General features: G+C 61.3%; 17 protein-coding genes. 10 read left to right on the forward strand and 7 right to left on the reverse strand.

Annotation, left to right across the window (positions count from 1 at the left end):
• Positions 1-37 precede the first annotated feature (37 nt).
• The gene (locus IF204_RS08185) at positions 38-631 is read right to left on the reverse strand and encodes a lytic transglycosylase domain-containing protein (protein WP_194096070.1); all 594 of its coding nucleotides are present in this window, start codon (positions 629-631) and stop codon (positions 38-40) included.
• A gap of 181 nt (positions 632-812) precedes the next feature.
• Here IF204_RS08185 and gatB point away from each other — a divergent pair, with 181 nt between their 5' ends.
• Positions 813-2324, forward strand: a complete 1512-nt coding sequence (gene gatB / locus IF204_RS08190; RefSeq protein WP_194096072.1) for an Asp-tRNA(Asn)/Glu-tRNA(Gln) amidotransferase subunit GatB — start codon at positions 813-815, stop codon at positions 2322-2324.
• Positions 2325-2393: 69 nt separating this feature from the next.
• Here the strand turns inward: gatB and IF204_RS08195 are convergent, their stop codons facing one another.
• Both IF204_RS08195 and idi read right to left on the reverse strand, forming a co-directional pair.
• Positions 2394-2957, reverse strand: coding sequence for a hypothetical protein (locus IF204_RS08195; protein WP_228069123.1), 564 nt, complete (start codon positions 2955-2957; stop codon positions 2394-2396).
• Positions 2958-3021: 64 nt separating this feature from the next.
• Entirely contained in the window at positions 3022-3531 is a 510-nt protein-coding gene (gene idi / locus IF204_RS08200; protein WP_194096074.1) for an isopentenyl-diphosphate Delta-isomerase, read from the reverse strand.
• Between the two features lie 154 nt (positions 3532-3685).
• Here idi and IF204_RS08205 point away from each other — a divergent pair, with 154 nt between their 5' ends.
• Both IF204_RS08205 and IF204_RS08210 read left to right on the forward strand, forming a co-directional pair.
• The gene (locus IF204_RS08205; RefSeq protein ID WP_194096076.1) at positions 3686-4141 is read left to right on the forward strand and encodes a c-type cytochrome; all 456 of its coding nucleotides are present in this window, start codon (positions 3686-3688) and stop codon (positions 4139-4141) included.
• 162 nt (positions 4142-4303) lie between these two features.
• A complete protein-coding gene (locus tag IF204_RS08210) occupies positions 4304-4687 on the forward strand; it encodes a DUF4177 domain-containing protein (RefSeq protein ID WP_194096078.1) in 384 nt (127 codons plus the stop codon).
• On the opposite strand, the gene IF204_RS08215 is transcribed toward IF204_RS08210, so the two are convergent.
• Positions 4688-4942 (reverse strand): BolA family protein, encoded by a 255-nt coding sequence (locus IF204_RS08215; protein WP_194096080.1) that lies wholly within the window; start codon positions 4940-4942, stop codon positions 4688-4690. It lies immediately after the preceding gene.
• A 77-nt stretch (positions 4943-5019) separates the two neighbouring features.
• Here IF204_RS08215 and IF204_RS08220 point away from each other — a divergent pair, with 77 nt between their 5' ends.
• The gene (locus tag IF204_RS08220; RefSeq protein WP_194096081.1) at positions 5020-5661 is read left to right on the forward strand and encodes a J domain-containing protein; all 642 of its coding nucleotides are present in this window, start codon (positions 5020-5022) and stop codon (positions 5659-5661) included.
• Here IF204_RS08220 and IF204_RS08225 read toward each other — a convergent pair.
• Entirely contained in the window at positions 5651-6241 is a 591-nt protein-coding gene (locus IF204_RS08225) for a hypothetical protein (RefSeq protein WP_194096083.1), read from the reverse strand. The genes IF204_RS08220 and IF204_RS08225 overlap by 11 nt on opposite strands.
• 172 nt (positions 6242-6413) lie before the next feature.
• On the opposite strand from IF204_RS08225, the gene cobS reads away from it, so the two are divergent.
• From cobS to IF204_RS08250, 5 genes are all read left to right on the forward strand, one after another.
• Positions 6414-7385 (forward strand): cobaltochelatase subunit CobS, encoded by a 972-nt coding sequence (gene cobS, locus IF204_RS08230; RefSeq protein ID WP_194096085.1) that lies wholly within the window; start codon positions 6414-6416, stop codon positions 7383-7385.
• A 162-nt stretch (positions 7386-7547) separates the two neighbouring features.
• Positions 7548-7907 (forward strand): hypothetical protein, encoded by a 360-nt coding sequence (locus IF204_RS08235; protein WP_194096087.1) that lies wholly within the window; start codon positions 7548-7550, stop codon positions 7905-7907.
• A 79-nt stretch (positions 7908-7986) separates the two neighbouring features.
• Complete coding sequence (gene cobT / locus IF204_RS08240; protein ID WP_194096089.1) at positions 7987-9861, forward strand: cobaltochelatase subunit CobT; 1875 nt, start codon at positions 7987-7989, stop codon at positions 9859-9861.
• A gap of 77 nt (positions 9862-9938) precedes the next feature.
• A complete protein-coding gene (locus tag IF204_RS08245; protein ID WP_194096090.1) occupies positions 9939-11726 on the forward strand; it encodes an aminopeptidase P family protein in 1788 nt (595 codons plus the stop codon).
• Positions 11727-11788: 62 nt separating this feature from the next.
• Positions 11789-12130: a DUF427 domain-containing protein gene (locus IF204_RS08250; RefSeq protein WP_194096092.1), complete on the forward strand. Its 342-nt coding sequence runs from the start codon at positions 11789-11791 to the stop codon at positions 12128-12130.
• Here the strand turns inward: IF204_RS08250 and IF204_RS08255 are convergent, their stop codons facing one another.
• The gene (locus tag IF204_RS08255; protein ID WP_194098181.1) at positions 12131-13771 is read right to left on the reverse strand and encodes a chloride channel protein; all 1641 of its coding nucleotides are present in this window, start codon (positions 13769-13771) and stop codon (positions 12131-12133) included.
• A 107-nt stretch (positions 13772-13878) separates the two neighbouring features.
• On the opposite strand from IF204_RS08255, the gene IF204_RS08260 reads away from it, so the two are divergent.
• Positions 13879-15255, forward strand: a complete 1377-nt coding sequence (locus tag IF204_RS08260) for an FAD-binding oxidoreductase (protein WP_194096094.1) — start codon at positions 13879-13881, stop codon at positions 15253-15255.
• Positions 15256-15500: 245 nt separating this feature from the next.
• Here IF204_RS08260 and recN read toward each other — a convergent pair whose 3' ends face one another.
• Positions 15501-17147: a DNA repair protein RecN gene (recN, locus tag IF204_RS08265; RefSeq protein WP_194096095.1), complete on the reverse strand. Its 1647-nt coding sequence runs from the start codon at positions 17145-17147 to the stop codon at positions 15501-15503.
• Positions 17148-17182: the final 35 nt, after the last annotated feature.

The raw sequence follows: 17182 nt of genomic DNA on the forward strand, positions 1-17182 counted from the left end.
AAGTCTGCCCGACAACAGCGGCATCGGGCAATCCTCGTTAGCCGCTACAATAGTCCTGATTCCGCGTCCATTGGACCATATCGCTACGCTTACGGCTGCTCAGGAACGGCGCCCAGTCAGCGGCCAGCCCTTCGCGGCCCGTACCGACGTAGCCATCGCGGGGCACGGTGACAGCAGCGATCTTGACCGCGCAAGCGAGGTTCGCAGCACCGTCTTTCAGTTCTGCGGCAGTGGTTGCCTCACATCCGTAGGCGCGCGCGGTAGACGGGGCGATCTGCACCAGTCCGATCCATTGGCCGCCGCCGCCCGAGGCTGCGGGGTTCCACGTGCTTTCATGCTTGGCGAGGGTCGAGAGGACACCGGACCAGAACGCAGCGCGTTCGTCGGCATCGGCCTCGACGTAGTGGGGGCACCATTCTCCGATGTCGTTGGGCACTTCGGACAGAAGGGTCGCGCCGTAGGTATGGAGCGCGTCGAGCGTCGTCTCCGTCCATTCATCGGCTTCGGGCCTGTGATCCCACCGCATCAGGGGGAGTGCATCGGGCACCGCGACATCGACAACAGGCTCCTGCATCGTTTCGGCACAGCCGGCCAGCAGGGCAAGGGACAGAATGACACCAGAATAACGCATTTTTCTACCGAGCGCAGTTTCTCCGGCGTTGAGTTCTGACAGGTATTTTAGAACGGTCGAGTCATTTGGTTCCAAACCGGCGACAATGGGCGGGGAATAGCCGAGCGATAGGCGGGTCTCCCCCCTTGCCCACGTGCGAGGTAGCTTCTAAGAGAGTTTCGACGCGGAAAAGGAACGAAATATGCTCGACCTGACCTATGAAGCCCCGAAACCCAAGGTAATCGCCGGTGCAAAAGGCGACTGGGAACTTGTTATCGGTCTCGAGGTCCACGCCCAGGTGGCGACCAAAGCCAAGCTCTTCTCGGGTGCATCGACCCAGTTCGGCGCAGAGCCGAATTCGAACGTTGCGTTCGTGGATGCCGGTATGCCGGGTATGCTGCCTGTCATCAACGAAGGTTGCGTGGCGCAGGCTGTCCGTACCGGCCTCGGCCTGAAGGCAGAGATCAATCTGTGGTCCGCTTTCGACCGCAAGAACTACTTCTACCCGGACCTTCCGCAGGGCTACCAGATTTCCCAGCTTTACCACCCCATCGTCGGCGAAGGTGAAGTGCTGGTCGAAATGGGTGACGGCAAGGCTCGCCTCGTCCGTATCGAGCGTATCCACCTTGAACAGGACGCAGGTAAATCGATCCACGACATGGACCCGAACATGTCCTTCGTCGACCTCAACCGTACCGGCGTCGCGCTGATGGAAATCGTCTCGCGCCCCGACATCCGTGGTCCCGAAGAAGCCGCTGCATATGTGGGCAAGCTGCGCCAGATCATGCGCTACCTCGGCACCTGCGACGGCAACATGCAGAACGGTAACCTGCGCGCCGACGTCAACGTGTCGGTCTGCAAGCCGGGTGACTACGAGAAGTTCATGGAAACCGGCGATTTCGGTGTCCTCGGCACCCGCTGCGAAATCAAGAATATGAACTCGATGCGCTTTATTCAAGCGGCTATCGACTACGAAGCACGTCGCCAGATCGCGATCATCGAGGACGGCGGCTCCATCGTTCAGGAAACCCGTCTCTACGATCCGGACAAGAACGAAACCCGTTCGATGCGTTCGAAGGAAGAAGCACACGATTACCGCTACTTCCCCGACCCCGACCTGCTGCCGCTCGAAATCGAACAGGCTTGGGTTGATGACATCGCAGCGTCCCTGCCGGAACTGCCGGACGAGAAGAAAGCCCGTTTCATCAACGACATGGGCCTGTCGGACTACGACGCTTCGGTTCTGACCGCAGAAGTCGCGAACGCGAACTTCTTTGAAAAGGTCGCAGAAGGCCGTGACGGCAAGCTGTCGGCCAACTGGGTTATCAACGAACTGTTCGGCCGTCTGAAGAAGGACGACAAGGGCATCGAAGACAGCCCCGTGTCGCCCGAGCAGCTCGGCAAGATCGTCGGCCTGATCTCCAAGGGTGACATCTCGGGCAAGATCGCCAAGGACCTGTTCGAGATCGTCTACACCGAAGGCGGCGATCCGGAGGCTCTGGTCGAAGAGCGCGGCATGAAGCAGGTCACCGACACCGGCGCTATCGAGACCGCCGTTGACGAAGTCATCGCGGCCAACCCTGCGCAGGTCGAAAAGGCCAAGCAGAACCCGAAGCTGGCTGGCTGGTTCGTCGGTCAGGTCATGAAGGCCACCGGCGGTAAGGCGAACCCCGCTGCAGTGAACCAGATCGTGGCGCAAAAGCTCGGTATCTGAGTTTTCAGACCCTAGAATGCGAAACGGCGGCCTCTCGGGGCCGCCGTTTTCATTTGGTGCGCAGCGTTCTTAGCGGTTCATCATCATCTCGTGGACCGCATCCATGCCGCGATCAGCCATGGCGCTGACCTCGCCCGCGTGTGTGTGGAGCGCAGCGACCATTTCGGGATCGTCGGAGGTCTGCGTGACGACGATGCCCTCTTCCGTCACGTCGATATCCGTGGTGATCGCCTCGGGCCGGTCGAAGAAGATGTCGAGCGTCGGGCTCTGGATCAGGATCTGCGGATCACGGCCATCCTCGACTCGGGCGATCATGCCGACAACGTGGCTGACCAGCGTGTCCATGACGTCGGGATCGGACGACGCGGTAACGGTACGGATGCCGTTCGGCAGTTCCTCGACCGTGCGGGTGATGGTTTCGAAGTTGTTGAACATCACCGCAAGCTCGGCGCTTTCTTCGGGCGTCGCATCGCCGCCGCGCAGGCCAGGCATGTTGGTCATGTCGTGACCGCCGCTTGCATGCATCCGGTCGTGCATCGCCTTGTGATCGCCCATGCCCTGCGCTTGAACGCTGCCGACGGCACTGCCTGCGAGAGCCGCGACGAGCGCGATAGTACGAAACGATGTGAACATGGCGATCTCCTCCTGAGGCGAAGATAGCAATCACATTTAATTTTGTGAATGTATATGCGGCAATTTAGCCGAGGATCTTGTCCTTATGCTCCGCAAGATAAATGCGCAGCCAAGGAGTGTAGATCGCTGGGTTTGCGGCGATGTCCGCCTCAAGCTCAGCAAGTGGCATCCAGCGGGTTTCCCAGACCTCATCGGGATTGATGGTGATCTCGGGCTCGCCGTGTCCGACGTAGACATCGACGACTTCGTGCTCGGTCAGCCCGCCGCCCACATCAGCGCGGTATTCGATCTGCTCGCGCCATTCGAGGTCGACACCCGAGATACCCAGTTCTTCCTTCAGTCGGCGGTCCGCGCAGTGCTCTGGGCTTTCGCCCCAATGGGGGTGCGTACAGCAGGTGTTCGCCCACAGACCGGGGGTGTGATACTTGCTCGCCGCGCGGCGCTGGAGGAGGATACCGCGGTCCGAAACGATGAAAACGCTGATCGCCGGATGGCGTAGGCCACGACGATGCACCTCGAGTTTGTCAAGGGGACGAAGGTTGTCTTCAAGCCAAGCAGGTATGCGCGTATCCATATTCGGCGCTATGCCAAGTTACCGCAGGATTTTCCAGCCCCCACTGCATACGCGACGTAATGGCGCGGGGGCTTTCGGTGCACCCCTGCAAGGACTAACCTAGGCAACAACGCACGCCGGACGCGAAAAGACCGGCTCGGATGAGGAGACTTTTATGCAAATTTTGAAACTGTCCGCCCTGCTGGCAATTGCCGCCGCTCCGGCCTTTGCCGAAGGTGATGCAGCCGCCGGCGAGCGTGCTTTCCGCCAGTGTGCAAGCTGCCACCACGTCGTCAACGACGAAGGCGAAGTTCTGGCTGGTCGCGTAAATACCAAAACCGGCCCGAACCTTTATGGGATCGTCGGTGCTCCGGTCGCGCACATGGGCGAGGACTTCAACTACGGCGACGGCATTCTTGCTGCGAACGAAGCTGGTCTGGAGTGGACCGTCGAGGATCTGGTGACCTACGTTCAGGACCCGACCGCATGGCTGCGCGAAGCTACTGGCGACAATGGTGCCCGTTCGAAGATGTCTTTCCGCGTGCGCAAAGCCGAGGATGCCGAAGACATCATCGCTTACCTCGCTTCGCTCGCTCCGGCACCGGAAGAAGCCGAGGAATCGGCTCAATAATCCTCGAAACGGATTATTGGCATTCTATGTTTCGAGAGGCGGCCTTCGGGTCGCCTTTTCCATGTGCAGCGGGATGACAATCGGTTCAATGAAGGGTGATCCGGTCTTGGTCGCGCCGCGCTTTGCTGGTAAATCCGGCTCGGTTCATTGAAAGGGCATTTGATGTCGAATTACGAATACAAGGTCGTCCCTGCGCCCAAGCGCGCGGCAAAGATCAAATCCGCCAAGTCGGGCGACGAGCGTTTTGCACAGACCGTCGAGACCGCGATCAATGAAATGGCCCGTGGCGGCTGGGAATTCCAACGCTCCGAGAGCCTGCCTTGTGATGAACGTAAGGGCCTGTTTTCGCGCGAAACTATCGTGCACACCGTGCTGGTGTTCCGCCGCGAACTGACTGAGACCAGCTCTGCCGCGCGTTCGCTGTCGGCGGTTGATGCGACACCGAAGAAAAAAGCACCGAGCGAGCCGCAGATCGCTGCGAAGCCGTCGCACATCGGCCGCGACGAACCCCGTCTGGAGCACGCCGCAGACGATAGCGAGGATTGATCAGCGCACGTCGCTGGACAGTGCGTGGATGCGGTCGATGATGTCCTTTCCCAGCGCCGCGTGAATCGCGCGGTGACGGGCGATACGGCTCATGTCGTTCAGCGCTTCGGCGGCGATGACGATGCGCCAATGGCTCTCACCGCCCTCCTGATATCCGGCGTGTCCGATGTGCTGTTCGCTTTCGTCGTGAACTTCGAGTTGCCTCGGCGCAAAAGTTTCGCTCAGACGCGTTTCCATCTCTTTGGCAATACCCATTATTTTCGCAATTCCCCTTCAATATTCGGACCCATCTATTAAAGTGCTGTGTCCGAGTCGGAAAGATGAGGCTGCACATGGCTAAGACTGACCCCTTTGGTTTCGACATGTCCGTGTCGAGCTCCAAAAAGAAAAATCCGCGCGGTCGGCGCGGTATGACGGGCGCGTTCGAGACGTCGACCCGTGTATGTGAACACGAGGGTTGCGAAGAAGCAGGCCAGTTCCGTGCTCCAAAAAGCCCGGACGTGCTGGATGAATTCTACTGGTTCTGCAAAGAGCACGTTCGCGAATATAACCTGAAGTGGAACTTCTTCGAGACTGCGACTGAAGCCGAATACATGGCGCAGGTCGACAAAGATCGCGTCTGGGGTCGTGAGACCAAGGCGTTCAAGAAGTCCGTGGAAGAACAGGCATGGGCGCGTCTGGGTATCGACGACGCACACACCGTGCTGGGCGAGAACGCGACCCGCAATCCTGGTAAAGGCAATGCTGCCGGCAACGGCCACACCCGCCGCCTGCCCTCGACCGAGCGCCGTGCGCTTGAGGTGCTGGATGCCAGAGACACCATGACCAAGGCCGAGATCCGCAAGATCTACAAGGGTCTGATCAAGGTTCTACACCCCGACATGAACGGCGGCGACCGCTCTCAGGAAGAGCAGCTGACCGAAGTTGTCTGGGCTTGGGATCAGATCAAGTCGAGCCGTAGCTTTAAGGATTGACCGGTGTCAGCGGAGGAAACTTCGCTGGAACGTCGGATTTGGGAGCGGCGCGCCGAGGTTCGGCCGCCGCTTCTTTTATGCGCTCGAAGAAGCGGTCCTGCTTGCTGCGATAGCCCCACATTAAAACGTGGATCGCGAGGAAATTCGCGAACCACAGCAGCGCCAGTTCTGGCGAGCCGACAAACGTGATGCCGAGCATCAGCGGCGCGAACATGGTGCCATAGAGCGGAAGTGCCAGCGTACCGGCGATGATTGCACCGACGCAAGTGATCCAGAGCGCACCGTAAAACGCACGCACCAGACCGCGGATGCCTTTGCCGCCCATTTTGTTACCAGCGAGAACGAGGGCCGAAAGACCGCCCAAGCCGCAAGCCATGGTGACCCACAGATCAAATGCGCCGACATCGGGAAACCCGCCGGAATGTTTCAGCCGCAGGGCCGTCAGCAGACCGGCGACAGCCGAGAAACCGAAGACCGCGCCGTGGGCGAGCCACACGCATTGGCCGTCCACAATAATGCGGAATGGCGTGAGCGACCCGTTGCGGGCCATGCGGAAAAGGGAGCGAGCACTAGATAACATCGTCTACCTTTGCCAGATAACCGTGCGAATAGCGACAAGATCAGGTGAAACTCAGTGTTTCCGAAACGTGCCTATTGCCGCAATTCTGCCAAATAGTCAGCGCCCCCCTTTTCCTCGTCGTTTGCGGCTGTATGTTGCATCCGAAACCAAGACGTAACGAAAGCCGCGCTCCATGCTGGACCAGAACGCCAAGCCTACCGAAGAAATCAATGTCCGCGATGTTTTCGGCATCGACTCCGATATGAAGATCAAGGGTTTTGCCGAACGCACCGAACGCGTCCCCGCCATTGATCCGACCTATAAATTCGATCCCGACACCACTTTGGCCATTCTTGCAGGCTTCGGCTACAATCGCCGCGTCATGGTTCAGGGCTACCACGGTACGGGTAAATCGACCCACATCGAACAGGTTGCCGCCCGCCTGAACTGGCCGACCGTGCGTGTGAACCTCGACAGCCACATCAGCCGTATCGACCTCATCGGTAAGGACGCGATCAAGCTGAAAGACGGCAAGCAGGTCACCGAGTTCCACGAAGGCATCCTGCCGTGGGCGCTGCGCAACCCGACCGCGATCGTATTCGACGAATACGATGCCGGCCGCGCCGACGTGATGTTCGTGATCCAGCGTGTTCTGGAAACCGACGGTAAGCTGACCCTGCTCGACCAGAACGAGATCATCACACCGAACCCGTTCTTCCGCCTGTTCGCCACCGCGAACACCGTTGGTCTGGGCGACACCACCGGCCTTTACCACGGCACCCAGCAGATCAACCAAGCACAGATGGACCGCTGGTCGCTCGTCGCGACGCTGAATTACCTCAGCCACGACGCCGAGACCGCGATCATCCTGTCGAAGGCACCGCACTACAACAACGAGAAGGGCCGCAAGGACATCAGCCAGATGGTGACCGTTGCCGACCTGACCCGCACCGCCTTCATGAACGGCGACCTGTCGACCGTCATGTCGCCGCGTACCGTGATCGCCTGGGCCCAGAACGCGGAAATCTTCCGCGACATCGGCTATGCGTTCCGCCTCACCTTCCTCAACAAGTGTGACGAGCTTGAACGCCAGACCGTGGCCGAGTTCTACCAGCGTTGCTTTGACGAAGAGCTGCCCGAGTCGGCTGCCAGCATCGCGATCTGATCCGGCACTCCAGAATTGACGAAAGGCCCGTGCGATCCGCGCGGGCCTTTTTCGTTGGGCGAGGCAAAAGGATAGCTATCCCGCCGAACCTTTGCGTGCCCGCGCATCGCGCTACATGCTTAAAGTATGAGCAGTTTGCGAACTTTAGCGTTGGCCACTGCAATGGCCCTCTCGCTGCCCCTATCGGGACAGACGCAGACGGTCGGCCTGAGCGGCGATCCCCTTCGTATCTTCGCGACTTGCACCGGCAGGCTCTCGGCCCTCATGGAATTCCAGTGGATGTTCGACGGCCCATTATCCGAGCAAACCGAGGCCGAACGCGCCCGCATGATCGACCTTATCGATGCGATCATGCCGCCCGAAAAGGGCCGTGACGTGCTGGCGTGGCGCATCAATGCCAAATACGCGCAATCGCGGCTTTTGACCCGTGCGCGCTTTGCCAGCGACAGCCATGATGCGACTTGGGCCGCGGAGCAGTCGGAGCGCATGATTTCGGAGTGCCGCGCCCTCATGCTGAGCTGAGGAAAAGGCGCGGTCCCACTGGCAATCCCCTTTGACGCGGTCTAGGTTGCAGCGGAACACTATCCGCAAGGCAGACTGCATGAAACCGAGCGACAATCCCGCTGATCCGTTCAAGAAAGCTTTGGCCGAAGCCACCAAGGTAATGGCTGACGATCCGGAGCTTGCGGTCACCTATTCGGTGGACCCTCCGGGGCTGTCCAAGGACTCGGTACGCCTTCCCCAGATCAGCCGCCGCATGACCCGCGACGAAGTGCTGCTGGCCCGCGGCACCGCCGACGCGCTGGCGCTGCGTCACAAGTTCCACGACGCCGCCGTGTCGAACCGCTATCTGCCGCAAGGCCAGTTGGCCCGCGATATCTATGACGCGATGGAAACCGCGCGGATCGAGGCTATGGGCGCCCGCTATATGCCAGGCACCGCGAGCAACATCGACGCCAAGATCGGCGCCGAAGCCCGCCGCAAGGGCTACGAGCAGGTTACCGAGCCGTCGGGCGCGCCGCTGTCGGTCGCTGCCGGTTATCTGATCCGCCACCTCGCCACCGGACGGCCGCTGCCCAAAGGCGCGGACAATGTCATGGAGCTATGGCGCGGCTTTATCGAGGATCAGGCAGGCGAGACGCTTGAGAACCTGCAGGGCTCGCTGGGCGACCAGAAGGCCTTTGCGAAGTTCGCGCGTCAGGTGATCGAAGACCTCGGCTACGGCGACCAGCTTGGCGACGATCCCGATCAGGAAGACGAAGACCAGCAGGACGAAGCCGAAGAGCAGGATCAGGACGAGGAAGATCAGGATTCGCCGGGCGAGGAGAACTCGGACGACGAGGAAACCGAAGCCAGCCCGGAGCAGGAACAGGAACAGCAGCAGGACCAGTCGCAGGCCAAAGTCAGCGCCGACGACATGGCCGACAGCGAGTTCGACGAAGAGTCCGAGATGCCCGAGAGCGAGGCTCCGATGGACCCGCCTCCGCCGCCGTCCTACTCCGACGCGGACCCGAACTATCAGGTCTACCGCACTGATTTCGATGAAGAGATCGGCGCCGAAGAGCTCGCCGAAGCTGCCGAACTGGAGCGCCTTCGCGCCTACCTCGACCAGCAGCTCGAACCGCTCAAGGGTGCCGTGTCGCGCCTCGCGAACAAACTGCAACGCCGCCTTCAGGCGCAGCAGAACCGTTCGTGGGAGTTCGACAAGGAAGAAGGCATCCTCGACGCTGGCCGCCTTGCCCGCGTGGTCGCGAACCCGACCACCCCGCTGTCGTTCAAGTGGGAAAAGGACACCGAATTCCGCGATACCGTGGTGACGCTGCTGCTCGATAACTCGGGTTCCATGCGTGGCCGTCCGATCTCGATCGCGGCGATCTGCGCGGACGTTCTGGCACGTACGCTGGAGCGTTGCTCGGTCAAGGTAGAGGTTCTTGGCTTCACCACCAAAGCGTGGAAAGGCGGGCAGAGCCGCGAGAAGTGGCTGGCCGAAGGCCGCCCGCAGCAGCCGGGTCGTCTGAATGACCTGCGCCATATCGTCTACAAATCCGCAGACGCTCCGATGCGCCGCACCCGTGCGAACCTCGGTCTGATGATGAAAGAGGGTCTGCTGAAGGAAAACATCGACGGCGAGGCGCTCGAATGGGCCTACCGCCGGACGCTGGCACGCCGCGAACAGCGTAAGATCCTGATGGTGATTTCGGATGGCGCACCGGTCGACGACTCGACGCTGTCGGTGAACCCCGCGAACTACCTTGAAAAGCACCTGCGCGACGTGATCGCCATGATCGAAAAGCGCGGCGCGGTGGAACTGAACGCCATCGGCATCGGCCACGACGTCACCCGCTACTACCAACGCGCGGTGACGATCACCGACGCGGAACAGTTGGCGGGCGCGATGACAGAACAACTCGCCAACCTGTTCGACAGTGACCCGCGCAAAAAGGCACAGGTCCTCGGTATGGCGAAAGCACGATAACACAGGCACTTACAGCCTGATCATAAGGCCCTCGGCATCACATCGGGGGCCTTCTTTTATTCTGAAAGGGGCACATTATGTTCCAGCAATTCACCAACACCCACTCCGGCAAGCACGGCCCCGAACGTCTGGCGGCGCTGCGCGAACAGATGAAGGCCGAGGGTCTGGACGGGTTCATCGTCCCGCGTTCCGACATGTTCCAAGGCGAGACCGTGGCCGATTGCGACGACCGTCTGGCGTGGCTGACGGGGTTCAGCGGCTCGGCTGGTTACGCGATTATCCTTGCCGATCAGGCGGGCATTTTCGTCGATGGCCGCTACCGTTTGCAGGTCCGCGAACAGGTCGAGGATTGCTACACCCCCGTCGATTGGCCCGAAGTGACGCTCCGCGACTGGCTCGAACAGAACGCGGCGGGCAAGGTCATCGGCTTTGACGCGTGGCTGCATCCAGTGAACGAGATCAAGACGCTTCGGGACAACAAAGCGGACGTCGAGTTGAAGGCCGTGGACAATCTGGTCGACAGGATCTGGACCGACCGCCCCGCCCCGCCCGCTGCCAAATTCTTTGCCCAGCCCGAGGAATTCGCAGGTGAAAGCGCCGCGTCGAAGCGCACCCGCCTTGCGACAGGACTGCGTAAGGCAGGCACCACTGCTGCGGTCATCACGCTGCCGGACTCGATTGCGTGGCTGCTGAATATCCGCGGCGAGGACGTGTCCCACACCCCTGCCCCGCACGCGTTCGCGATCTTGCACGACACCGGTCGCTGCGATCTGTTCGCCCGCGAAGGCAAGGCGGACGAGATCATGGATCACCTCGGCGAGGACGTTGCTGTCCTGCCGTTCGAAGGGTTCGAGGCGGCGCTGCTGCAACTTTCCAGCCCTGTGCTGATCGACGCCAACTCCTGCCCGCAGATCGTGGCAGAGGCGCTGGCGGGTGCCGAAGTCGAGACCGTCGAGGGGCGCGATCCTTGCGTTCTGCCCAAGGCGCTCAAAAACGAGACCGAGCTTGCAGGCATGCAGGCCGCGCACGACCGCGACGCGATTGCGATGTGCCGCTTCCTTGCGTGGTTCGAAGCGAATAGCACCAGCGGCATCACTGAAATCGACGTGGTGAAAAAGCTCGAAGGATTCCGCCGCGAAACCAACGCGCTGCGCGACATCAGCTTCGATACGATCTCTGGCGCGGGTCCGAACGGCGCGGTGATCCACTACCGCGTGACCGAGGAAACCAACCGCACACTGGGGGAAGGCGAACTGATCGTCGTCGACTCCGGTGCGCAATATCAGGACGGCACCACGGACATCACCCGCACGCTCGCCATTGGTGAGGCTGGCGCGGACGAGCGTCACTGCTACACCCAAGTGCTGCGCGGCATGGTCGCTGTCAGCCGCGCACGGTTCCCTGTGGGCGTCAACGGCGGGCACCTTGATGCGCTGGCACGTCAGTTCCTTTGGGCCGAGGGCATGGACTACGACCATGGGACCGGTCACGGCGTCGGCGCTTACCTCGGTGTGCACGAAGGCCCCTGCGGCATCTCGCGCCGCGCCGCGCAGATCCCTCTTCAGCCGGGGATGGTGCTGTCAAACGAGCCTGGATATTACCGCAACGGCGCATTCGGCATCCGCTTGGAAAACCTCATCTTCGTTGCAAATGTAGAGGGTGGCATCGACACCCACCGCAACTTGTTGGGGTTCGAGACACTTACCTATGTTCCTTTCGAAAGAAAGCTGATAGATAAGGCCCTCCTCTCCAAAGAGGAGGTGGCGTGGATTGACGCATATCATGCGAAGGTGCTGGACAAAGTAGGTCCGCATCTCGATCTTCCCACCCGAGGATGGCTGTCAGCGGCATGCGCGCCGCTTTGACGTCAAACTGATATAAAGGCGGACTATTATCCGCCTGTTACAGTTCAGGGAAGGAGACCGAAGTGGTCGATCATATTAAAATCCGCCCCGCGGGCGGAACGTGGGTCGTTCGCGCCGGTGGTGCGGTTATTGGCGAAACCGAAAATGCGTTGGAACTGACCGAGGGCGAAAACACCCCCGTCATCTATTTCCCGCGCGGCGACATCGCTATGGCTTTCTTCGAGCCCAACGACTCCGTCAGCACCGACCCGCACAAGGGCACGGCGCGTTACTTCTCGATCATCGCGAAAAGCGGCCCGATTGCCGACGCCGCATGGTCGTTTGAAGAAACCCGCGATGGTCTGGAGCAGATCGCCGAACACATGGCGTTCTACCCGTCGAAAGTGACCATCGAACAAGTCTGATTAGGAATGTTCTTCCGCTGAAACCGCAGCCATGGCGCGGTTCAGCGCGCGGAGCGCATCAACATGGAACAGGGCGCCTCTCACTTCGGGAAGCGCCCCGTTTTTTGCGGGCATGACGATGGGGATGTATTCCTCGCCCGTGCGGTCGAACAGCGGCATGGCTTGGTCTAGCGTCGCGCCGAATTCGATGTAGGCCCCCTCTTTCACCAGCGCTTCGCAGCGTTCGGGATCGCCGCCATTGGGCGTGTCGGTTGCGCGGAGCATTGCGCCCACGCGGATCGTTGACAGCAGGTAGGCTTGCGGACCAGCGGAGACGTGGATGTTGCGGCGTTCAAGCTGGGTGAGGAAGAACGACTTCTCCACCAACCGCGAGGAGATCGCGGTCGACAGCGACACGGCGACCATCACGGCCAGACCCGTCTGCCAGTCGCCCGTCAGTTCGAACACGATAAGCGTAGTGGAAATCGGCGCGCCGAGGACGGCGGCGGCCACGGCCCCCATCCCTGCCAGCGCGTAGAGCGTGGCGCTGCCCGAATAGGTCGGCAGCAGGCCCGTCGCCACGATGCCGAAAGCCAGCCCCGACATGGCACCGATCCCCAGCGCGGGCGAGAACACACCGCCACCCATACGGCCACCCATGGTGATGGCGACCGCGATGATCTTAACGATGACAAATATGATCGCCTGCCAGAACAGGATACGCCCCGTCAGCGCGTCCGAGGTGATGCCGTAGCCCACGCCGATGATGTGTGGGAACTGCGTAGCGATCAGGCCCAGCAGCATCCCTGCGATAGCAGGACGCAAGTAACGCGGCATCTTGGTCGCGGTTTGGAGTTTGGTGCCGAGCGTATCCATGAAGAAGATCGACTTCATCAGGACAAACGCGATGATCCCGCTGAAAAGACCGAGCAGCATGAAGGCGGGCAGTTCGACGTAGAACTCAAACGTCGTCGCGGCAGAGAGTTGGTATTCCGTCAGATCGCCGTGGATGATGCGCGAAATCACCGTGCCGGCGACACTAGCAATCGCGATGGGCGCGAAGGCACGGACGGCAAAGTGGCGAAGGACGACTTCGAGCGCAAAGATCGCGCCGGCAATCGGGGCATTAAAACTGGCGGATACACCGGCCGCCACGGCGCAGCCCAAAAGGTCGCGCGAATTGACCGCGTTCGCGTTCATCAGGCGGCAGATATAGGTGGAGATCACGGCGGCAAGGTGGACGACAGGCCCCTCTCGACCAGCCGAGCCGCCGGTGCCGAGGGTAATCAAACTGGCGAAGGCGGAGGCGATGCCTTCCTTGCGGTCGACGCGTCCCTCACGCAGCGCGGCCCCTTCGATGACGTCGGCCACAGCGCGGACGCGGCCGTCGAGCGTGAAAAAGTGCAGGATCAGACCAACCAGCAGCCCACCGCAGGTCGCGACCAGCACCAGCCACCACCACGGCAGATCGAATGCGAAACGGTGCAGCGTGGACGGCTCATGGGTGCGGTAAACGAACCGCTGGATAGCATCAATGCTGAGGCGGAAACCCAGAGCCGCCAGACCGCCGAGGATGCCCATCAACAGCGCGATCAGCCAGAACTGGACTTGGCTCGGCCCCTTTGTCCGCACGGTACGGATCGAGGATCGAACCTCGGCCATCGCCGCATCGAGCTGGGATTTCAACCATTTGGGTTTCGGATCGGTCACGAGATCCCTTTTCCCTGTCCTGAGCCTGACTTACAAGTACAACGACGACGGGAGGAACCATGAATATTAGTGCAGCAGTCGACGCCCTATCCCAATTACTAGGTGAACGCCTCAGTCGCTCCAAGAGCGATCTGGATAATCACGGGCGTTCGGAGTCCCATTTCCCTCTCACGCCTCCCGATGCGGTCGCCTACCCCGAAAGCACGGAAGAAGTCTCGCGGATCATGAAGATCTGTCACGAGCACGAATGCCCCGTCGTGGGCTGGGGCGTGGGCACCAGCCTCGAAGGTCACGCGCTTGCGGTGAAGGGCGGCGTGGTCGTCGACTTTACCCGCATGAACAAGATTATCGAGGTCTCGCCCGAGGATATGGACGTCCGCGTCCAGCCGGGCGTCACCCGCGAGGACCTGAACGTGGATCTGCGGGCCACGGGTCTGTTCTTCCCCGTCGATCCGGGTGCGAACGCAACGCTCGGCGGTATGGCGGCAACCCGCGCAAGCGGCACGACGGCGGTCCGCTATGGCACCATGCGGGACAACGTGATCGGACTGGAGGTCGTTCTGGCCGATGGCCGCATCATCCGCACCGGCACCCGCGCCCGCAAATCCTCGGCTGGCTATGACCTGACAGCGATGTTCGTCGGCTCCGAAGGGACGCTCGGCCTGATTACCGAATTGACGCTGCGCCTTCACGGGCAGCCGATGGCCATGTCCTCGGCTGTTTGCGCGTTCGACACCATCGACGGTGCGGTGAATGCGGTGATCGAGACGATCCAGATGGGCATTCCGATGGCGCGGATCGAATTCGTGGACGCGGCAGGCACGAAGGCAGTCAACGCCTACTCCGGCACCAATTTCCCCGCTGTTCCGCACCTGTTGGTCGAATTCCATGGGTCGGACAGCGCGGTGGCCGAACAAGCCGAAGAGTTCGGCGAGATCGCTCGCGAACATGGTGCCACCAACTTTGATTGGGCCACCAGCGAGGAAGACCGCAAGCGGCTCTGGGATATCCGCCACAAGGCGTACTACGCCATGCTGGCCAGCCGTCCGGGAAGCCGCGCGATTGTCACCGACGTCTGTGTTCCGATTTCGCGCCTTGCCGAAGCAGTCACCGAAACCATCGCGGATATCGAGGAAACCGGCATCCCTGCCCCGATCCTTGGCCACGTGGGCGACGGCAACTTCCACTCCGCAATCCTGATCGACGAGACGAACCCAGACGAGGGCGCCGCTGCCAAGGCGCTATCGCATCGGATGGCCGAACGTGCCCTGCGACTGGGCGGCACCGTCACCGGCGAGCACGGAATCGGCATGGGCAAGCTCGGTTACATGCGGGCAGAGCACGGTGACGCGTGGGATGTGATGGGAACGCTGAAGCAGGCACTCGACCCTAAAGGTGTCCTCAATCCAGGCAAGATTATCCCGCAGGGCGAGTAATTGCACAAAGAATAGGCAGAACTATTCACAAGGTTAGACGATTGTAACCGATGGTGCAGTTTGCGTTGGAAAACCGTTACACGAATCTGCTATCTAGAACGTGTTGAACAGAATACGTATTCCGACCTCCGGGTTGCAAAATTTTAAACCGGTTATGCGTGAGTGGCGTGCTGGAAAGTTTTTTAAAGTAATGGCGGGGCCCTCGGGCTCCGCCTTTTTCATTCTGCATAGGTAAATTTAAGGAATTATCCGAGCAGAGACCGCGCTGCAGCGCGGGCTTCATCGGTGATCCGGTCGCCCGAGATCATGCGCGCGATTTCATCGACGCGCTCGCCCTCATCAAGCGGCACCACCGTAGAGAGAGTCTGCGTATCGGTTTGGCGTTTCTCCACGCGCCAATGATGGCCGCCCAACGCAGCCACCTGCGGCGAGTGCGTGACGACCAGCACCTGGCCCCCGTCCGCCAGTTCGGCCAGTCGGCGCCCCACCGCGTCGGCAGTTGCACCGCCGACACCGCGGTCGATCTCGTCAAAGATCATGGTGATGCCGCTATTGCCTTCGGACAGGCAGACTTTGAGCGCGAGGAGGAAGCGGCTAAGTTCGCCGCCCGACGCGATCTTGTTCAGTGGCCCAGCGGGCGCTCCGGGGTTGGTGGCGACGGTGAACGCAACCTCGTCCTGCCCGTCGGGGCCTGCTTCGCCTGCGGTGACGTTGGTGCGGAAGACAGCGCGCTCCATCTTGAGCGGAGCGAGTTCTGCGGACATCGCGGCATCCAGACGACCGGCCGCTTCGGTGCGAGCGGCAGTCAACGCGTCCGCGGCAGCTTGGTAGGCTGTCTCTGCTTTCGCGACGGCATCGCGCAGGGCAGCGAGGTCACGCTCACCGCCGTCAAGTACGTTCAGCTTGGCACGTAGGTTGTCGGCGAACGTCGCCAGTTCGTCCGGCATGACGCCGTGTTTACGGGCGAGGCCACGGATCGCGAAGAGGCGCTCTTCGGCCATCTCCAGCTCTGCGGGATTGAATTCGAGCGCGTCGAGGCAATCCTCGATCCCGCGCTGCGCGGCGTCGAGTTCATCCATCGCGCGGGCCAGCGCGGCGAGCGGTTCGTCAAGTCGTCCTTCGGCCTTGTCCGCTGCGCCGTCGAGCCAGCGGATCGCGGAGGCGGCCATGCCCTCTGCCCCATCGCTGCTAACGGCGTTCAACGCCTGCGCGACGTCGGCGCGGATCTTCTCTGCCGCTTGCATGAGGCGGCGGCGCTGGTCGAGCTCGGCTTCCTCGCCCTGTTGCGGGTCGAGCTTGTCGAGCTCGCCAACGGCGTGGCGCAGGAATTCTTCTTCGGCCTTGGTTTCGGCGATCTTCGCCTCCGCCGCATTCAGCGCCTTGCGGGCAGCCGCGAGACCACGCCAAGCGGCGCGGGACGCATCGAGCAGAGGCGCGACACCTGCGAAATCGTCCAGCAGCAGGCGGTGCCCGCGTGGGTTCAGCAGGCCGCGGTCGTCGTGCTGGCCGTGCAATTCGATCAGTGTTTCTGAAAGCTGGCGCAGCACCTCGCCCGACACGCGGCGATCATTGACCCACGCGGTCTTACGTCCGTCGGCGGTGTTCACACGGCGCAGGATGAGCTCGCCTTCATGCTCGATGCCAGCCTCGTCCAAAACGGCCTCGGCCGCGTGGCCACGGGGCATATCGAACACTGCGACAACCTCGCCCTGATCGGCGCCCTGACGCACCAGATCGGCACGTCCGCGCCAGCCAAGCACGAAGCCAAGCGAGTCGAGCAGGATCGACTTACCTGCACCCGTCTCACCTGTGAGCACGTTCAAGCCCGGCTGGAACTCTAGCTCCAACCGGTCGATGATGAGCATGTCTCTGATATCAAGACCACGCAGCATGGTGATTTTGTCCGGCGGCGTACTTACCGCCGCTC

This window comes from Marivivens aquimaris (assembly GCF_015220045.1).
Lineage (GTDB): Bacteria > Pseudomonadota > Alphaproteobacteria > Rhodobacterales > Rhodobacteraceae > Marivivens > Marivivens aquimaris.